Origin of the sequence: Chitinophaga sp. (genome assembly GCF_036569125.1) — a bacterium.
GTDB lineage: Bacteria > Bacteroidota > Bacteroidia > Chitinophagales > Chitinophagaceae > Chitinophaga.
Window position 1 is genome coordinate 1 of record NZ_DATCRF010000284.1, and the last position, 7116, is coordinate 7116.

The window sequence follows — 7116 nt, forward strand, 5'->3', positions numbered from 1 at the left end:
GTAATAGTAGAGTTATACACGGCTTCCGGCGATGTTTGTTTGTTCTCCGGTTTGGTAGGTATATCAATATCAATACCGGTGTAGATCTTACATTTCCCCTGCACGCTGTCCAGCGCTCTTTTTGTTTCAAGGCTCAGGTATTCCAGCGGCATACCATTCTTTGGCAGATCATCCAGCTTCATAGGTCCGTAGTTCATCAGGTGGTTGTTGTACTGCAGGAATTCTTCCTTCGGCACGTCCCTGAAAACAGTGGAGGTAGCGGCATCAATATAAGCGGCATAACGCGGGCCGCCTACAATATCATACACCACGGGTTTTATAAAATCGGCATAGGCCAGCTCTTCAAACGGTGTTTGCGCACGGGTAAAAGGGCTCAGCGAGTTAGGATGCCAGATGTGGAAACCTGCCTGCACCTTTGGTTTTACGGCCTTTACGGCGTCGTATACATTTTTATAGGTGCCCCGGTTCCCGTCGGTCCATAGCTTTTCCCAGGCCAGTATTTCAGGGTAGTCTGTAAGTATGCGCCAAAAGGTGGAGAAATAACCGTCTGTAGGGCGCATACCCTTAGTAGCTTGTTTGCTGAACACTACCAGTTTTCTGAAACCTTCCAGCGCACGCTCTGCATCAATACCGCGTTCTTTGGCAACCTTTCTGTGATGAGGACAAAAACATGTGATACGTGCGGTAGGCTGATCGCCTTTTACCGGCTGAATGGCGTTGTTAAAGGGTCCCTGCCGTTCAGAGCTCCACATTACGCCATCAATGTCATAAGAAGCACTGATGTCGCGGGTCATGGCATTTACGAAATGCTGGTACTCCGGGTTGTAATCGCAGCAGCTTTCTACGTGCTGGCCATAAATGCCTGTTTCCTGCAGCTTTGCAATGTTAGGTGTATCCTTGTGCCAGGTAAAGCTGTCCTGGTTAAAAACATACACTTTCAGGCCCCGTTTTTTTGCTTCGGGGATCACCTTTTCCAACATATCCCAGTTGCCATGGTCCGGCGCTTTGGTTTGTTTGAGTATGGTGTTCTTATAAAACTCCGGGTGCGGGGTGGCAAAATTGCCGCCATGAAAATCGCGGTACTCCTGTTTGCCATGATCAGGGAAACGGAAACCTTTTATTTGTCCGCCGCCAATACCGGTATCATATGTAAAAGCAGCCAGGAACAGGGTATTCACCTGCCCGCGCTCCTGCACATTATCCAGCACCTGGTTAATGCCTTCGTCAATAAAAGAGATAGCCCCGATCTGGATGCCTACCAACGGATCTTCTTTCTTTTTTGTGAACAGGCCACGTGGAAAAGGAAGCAAAGCTCCCCCTGCCAACGTAGCGCTTTGTTGCATAAAATCTCTACGGGAAATTCCTTTCATATCTTTTATAATTAATTATAACCCTCGTTTTGCGGGAGAATGGCCGGATCATTTACGATCTGGATCTGGCCTAATGGTAACGGGAATACGGTCATGTAAGACTTCATTCCCACAGACTGCATAGTGCTCAGCGCGCGGTCTGTTCTTAGCAGATCAAACCAGCGAACGCCTTCATAGGAAAGCTCCAGCCTTCTTTCCAGGTAAATATTCTCACGGGTAACAGTCTGCGGCATATCGCCATAGGCGGCAAGGCCTGCACGGGTATGCACCTGGTTCAGATAAGTAATGGCCTGCGGTGTTTTGCCATTCTCATTCAGCGCTTCTGCATACATCAGCAACACATCGGCATACCGGATCACTTTCCAGTTGGCGCGGCTGTCGTTGGATGTTTTCATGGGCGTCATGTATTTTTTAGTGAATGCCTGCATGCCAAAACCGGTGGGCAGTGGAGTGAACACGCCGTTCTTATCCGTTACGCCTTTGGCTACTGTAATATCTTTGCGTTTATCGCCATCTGTAAATGCGGCAAACAGCTTAGCTGTAGGCGAGCCATGGTTGCCCGTGCTCCCGGTTACGCCGTAGAACGACATTACTGATGCTACAAAGGGGCAGAAGTTGCTGGTGAAAATACTACCCAGGCCAATGCCTTCCTCATACTCAATATCGAATATGTATTCACTATGGTGCTCATCTTTCGTATAGTCGAACAGGTCAGTATAATTCGCTAACAGCGCGTAGTTCATTTGCGTTACTTCCTGCAGTACAGCTTCTGCTTTTACAAAATCCTTACGGGCCAGGTATACCCGCCCCAGCATGGCCTTGGCTGCGCCACCGGTGGCGCGGCCCACATCGGACCCGCTATATTTGGCGGGCAGGCGGGCAGCAGCATCCAGCAGATCTTTAATGATCACCTGCTCATAAATATCCGCTACTTTATCGCGGCCCTTTTTCAGCGCTTCATCACTGCTAATGGGGGTCGTGAGCATGGGTACATCGCCAAAGATCCTTACCAGGTCAAAGTAGGCCATTGCACGCAGGAACTCTGCTTCACCGGTATGACGGTTCTTGTTCTTCACCACGGTTGAATCGGCATCTTTGATCTTATCCAAGATGGTGTTGGCCCGGTTGATCAGGTTATAATAATTCTGCCAGGAGCTGGCGATCACGGTTTCGCTGTTGTCTGCTGTAAAATTATCAATACGCATGAGGTCCAGGGCAGCGGTCCATTGCTCTTCCACATCATCGCCCCGCAGGTCGCCAAACTGCCAGAAATTCTGGTACTGGTTCTGCATGGTACGGTAACAGCCTATTACGGCGTCCTGGTAATCTTTATCTGTTTTGTAGAGCGCGTCCACGCTGATGGACGAGATGGGCTGCATTTCTATAAAGTTCTTACTGCATGATATGAACAACAGTGGGATGCTTATAAAGCTAATAATCTTTTTCATAACATTTCGTTTTTAAAGCTCATCAAAAGGTCACGTTCAATCCTACGATCAGGCTTTTGGGCAGCGGGTAGTTATTGAGGTCTACACCGGGATTGAGCGGATTTTCGCTGTTACTCACATCCGGGTTGAATGCGGTATTTTTTGTGAAGATGAAAGGATTGACCGCATTCACATAAAAACGCAGGGCCTGAAGACCCAGCCTGCTGCTTACTTTTGATGGCAGCAGGTAACCCAGGGTAATGTTATTGATGCGCAGGTAAGATCCTTCGTCCAGGAAGCGCTGGTTGTAAAGGCCGCGGGTATTGCCGGTAACCAGGTTGTTCGGGCGCGGTGTATTGCCATCACCCGGCTCCTGTTCTGATTTCCAGTAATCAAGCGAAGTAGTAAGCTGGCGGATGCTGGCTTTTGTAAGCACGGTACCCAGCCTGGCCATACTCAGGATCTTGTTGCCCTGTGAGCCCTGCAGGCCCACGCTTAAAGTGAACCCCTGGTAAGAGAAGTTGTTCGTCATGCCATAATAGAAATCAGGATAGGGAGATCCCATAATGGTTTTGTCGCGGCTGTCAATAATTCCATCGGGTTTACCATCCGGACCGCTGATGTCTTTAAAACGGGTATCTCCCACCCTTGAACGGTCGCTGGCGCCCGGGCTGAAGATGGGGCCTTTATCCAGCTCCGCCTGGTTCATAAACACGCCATCGGTGATCCAGCCATAGAACATACCAATGGGCTGACCGATCATAGTGATATTACCATCTGAGATAATAGGATCCCCATTGGGTCCCAGCTTCACTACCTTGTTCTTATACGTGGATACATTAAAGCTGGTGGTCCAGTTGAATTTTCTGTCTATGTTCACGGTGCTTACCACAAACTCCCAACCGGTATTTTTCACCTCACCCAGGTTCTTTAACGCGGTGCTAAAACCGGTAATGTCAGGCACATTCACATTCAGCAGCAGGTCCGTATTCCTCGATTGAAAATGATCAACGGATAACATCAGCCTCCTGTTAAAAAAGCTCATATCAACACCGGTATTGAACGAACGTTGTTTTTCCCAGGTAAGGTTGGAATTGGCCAGCCTGCCGGGTGCATAACCGCCAATAGCGGTACCGCCCAGCGCATACTTTTCATACGTAATAGTAGCAAACTGGTCGTAGTTACCAATGTTGTTATTACCGGTTTCGCCATAGCTGGCGCGCAGCTTCAGCTCGCTGAGCCAGGTCACATTCTTCAGAAAATCTTCGTCTGAAATACGCCAGGCCACTGCTGCTGACGGGAATAACGCGTATTTGTTATCGGCGCCAAAGCGGGAGGAACCATCGCGCCGCAGGGATGCAGTGATATAATATTTACTGTTGTAGTTATAGTTGATCCTGCCTAAGGTGGAAACGATGGACCATTGATACATATCAGATGAGCCATTGGTGAGCAGGCCGCTCACGGCGCTTAAAGTGGGAACCTGGTTGTTGGGATATTTATCGCTGGTAAGGGTATTGCTTTCCCCGATCTCCTTTTGTGCAGTGTAACCCAGCAAGGCGGTAACATGATGCCGGCCAAAGCTTTTATCATAGTTCAGCGTGTACTCTGATAACCAGTTACTGATCATCGCCGTATTATCTGTACCCAGGGCAGGGTTATTCAGGAAAGCAGGGATATTCGGTTTAAAACGCAAACCGCGGTTGCTTTGGTAGCTGCCCCCCACCATTACGTTAAAATTCAGGCCATCTATAATATCATAGCGTGCGCTGGCATTACCCAGGAAACGCATGCCCTTCTGGCGGTTCAGGATCTCTTTTGCCAGCGCTACAGGGTTCAGCAGGTCGGCAGATGCATCGCGGCCGGTGTATACAAAGTAGCTGCCGTCAGCATTGTATAAGGGATAAAAAGGATTTACGGCTGCAGCCATGCCTATCACACTTTCAGCAGGACCGGTACCGGTACCACTGGCGCTTACTACATGCGCATCTGTATAGGAAGGGTTCATGTTCAACTTTACTGACAAACGTTTTGTAAGCTGCGCATCAATATTGGCGCGTACAGAATATCTTTTAAAATTACTGTTGATGATAATACCATCCTGGTTCAGGTATTCGCCGCTTAAAGCATAACGCACCTTTTCAGTACCACCGGAGGCTGAAAGCTGGTAATGCTGTTCCGGCGCGGTACGCAGCACATCATCCAGCGCATCTGTTTCAATGGTATTTTTACCGCTCAGCACATCCAGCGCAGTTTGCGGCACCGGCACCTTCCATGTTTGCGGCGCACCGCTTACATCATTACCTGCATCCAGGTTACGGTTGCGGTAACCATCATACAGGTATTGGGCCTGCTGTTTTGCATTCATGAATTTTGGGCGCCTGGATACTTTTTGCCAGCCCACATAGGTATCAAAAGAAATGATTGTTTTGCCGGCTTTCCCTCTTTTGGTATTGATGATCACTACGCCGTTGGAGCCACGGGAGCCATAAATGGCGGTGGCGGATGCATCTTTTAAAATGTCCAGTGATTCAATATCGTTGGGATTCAGCGTTTCTATACTGGAAGCAGGCAAACCATCTACCACGTAAAGCGGCGTAACACCGGCGGAGATACTGCCGATACCTCTTACCCGGATCTGCATAGCGGCGCCCGGCTCACCGGATACGGGTTTGGCCTGTACACCGGCTACTTTACCCAGCAAGGCCTGATCCACACGTGTAACTGACAGGTCCTGGATATCCTTACTGCTAACAGAGGATACGGAGCCTGTCAGATCTTTTCTTTTCTGTGAGCCGTAACCCACTACCACCACATCGTTCAGGTTAGCATTGCTTTGCTCCATTACAATGATAAGATCGGTTTGGTTACCCACGCTCATTTCCCTGGAAAGGAAACCTACATAAGTGATGACCAGCACTGCATTTGGGCCGGATACATTTAGTGAAAAGGTACCATCATCCTTTGTGAGGGTAGCATTGGTAGTACCTTTTTCGCCAATGCTGGCCCTGGCAAGCGGCTCACCGGTGGCGCTGGTTACCTTACCTGTAACGGTAAGCCGCGCAGGCGCCAGCGTTGCGGACTGTTTTTGCTGCTGCGCTTCTTTCTCCTTTACCACTACCATCGTATTTACAATGGTATAGGTAAGCGGCTGGTCTTTAAAGCACAGCTCCAGCGTTTGTTCCAGTGTGGCATTATTCACTTCCACGTTCACCTTTTTTGCTTTGCTAAGCATCAGGTCTGTGTAAACAAAGGTGTAACCGGTTTGCATTCTTACTTCCCGGAAGATCTTCTCCAGGGATGCATTCTTTTCAGAGAGCGTTACTTTTTGTGCAAAGGTTTTAACGTGCGCCTGCACACAAATGGAAAATAATAACAGTGCAATGAATTTAAGAAGCATCAGTTTTTTGATAACGGGCCGTTTACGGCATGGCAAAGGTGTGCCACAAGCAATTGGTTGCATAGTGTTGCTGTTTGGCTGAAACAATCTTGTTTTTCTTTGTGGAATAAATGTCCCCCCCGGGAGAAAATATGCTGATCTCTAGTGCATGACAATTACTTTTCTTCCTTCGGTCTTAAATTTAACGGAGCCTGTTAGCTCCAGTACCCGTAATACGTCTGTTAGCTTTGTGTCCCTTGGAATATCGGCATTAAACCGGTCGTTCACTTCATTCTCCTGATATACGATGTCAATGTCATACCAGCGGGATAATTGCCGCATGACAGTTGTGATGTCTTCACTCTTGAAATGGAAGATGCCGTTCTTCCAGGCCATTACTTCCGACAGGTCTACACTGTTCTCTATTTTTACCTGGCCGTTCCTTTCCATCTGCGATTGCTGACCGGGCGCCAGCAGTTGGTTACTGCTGCCGCTTACAAAACGCACAGATCCCTGCAGCAGTGTGGTTCTCACAATTTCTTCCTCATCATAGGCCATAATGTTAAAGTGTGTGCCCAGTACCTGTACCTCTGCGTTCTTCACCTTTACAAAAAAGGGCATGGCGGCATTTTTCGCGATCTCGAAGTAAGCCTCTCCCACTATCTCCACCCTGCGGTCTTTACCTGTAAAGGCGGTTGGAAAACGTAAGGAGGATGCTGCGTTCAGCCATACCAGGCTGCCATCCGGCAGCTCTACCTGGTATTGCCCTCCACGCGGCGTAGCAATCGTGTTATATCCTAATGGCTGGCTGTTATCTGCTGCATTGTAGGACAGCTTGCCATTCAGCTTTATAACCCTGGTGTTGCCCTGGCTGGCCAGCGTACCGTTGGCGGCATCGTCCAGCGTAATGCTGCTGCCATCTGCCAGGGTAAGGGCTGTC

Annotated in this window: 4 protein-coding genes; all 4 read right to left on the reverse strand. The window is 48.9% G+C overall.

What is annotated here, in order from left to right; genetic code table 11:
* The coding region (locus VIM87_RS10475; protein ID WP_331996947.1) for a twin-arginine translocation signal domain-containing protein at window positions 1-1370 on the reverse strand (1370 nt) is incomplete at its 3' end.
* A gap of 11 nt (window positions 1371-1381) precedes the next feature.
* Window positions 1382-2818 carry a RagB/SusD family nutrient uptake outer membrane protein gene (locus VIM87_RS10480; protein WP_331996948.1) on the reverse strand — a complete coding sequence of 479 codons (1437 nt, stop codon included), beginning with the start codon at window positions 2816-2818 and terminating at the stop codon, window positions 1382-1384.
* A 22-nt stretch (window positions 2819-2840) separates the two neighbouring features.
* Window positions 2841-6197: a TonB-dependent receptor gene (locus VIM87_RS10485; protein ID WP_331996949.1), complete on the reverse strand. Its 3357-nt coding sequence runs from the start codon at window positions 6195-6197 to the stop codon at window positions 2841-2843.
* A gap of 141 nt (window positions 6198-6338) precedes the next feature.
* Window positions 6339-7116: FecR family protein (locus VIM87_RS10490; RefSeq protein WP_331996950.1), on the reverse strand; the 778-nt coding region annotated here is incomplete at its 5' end.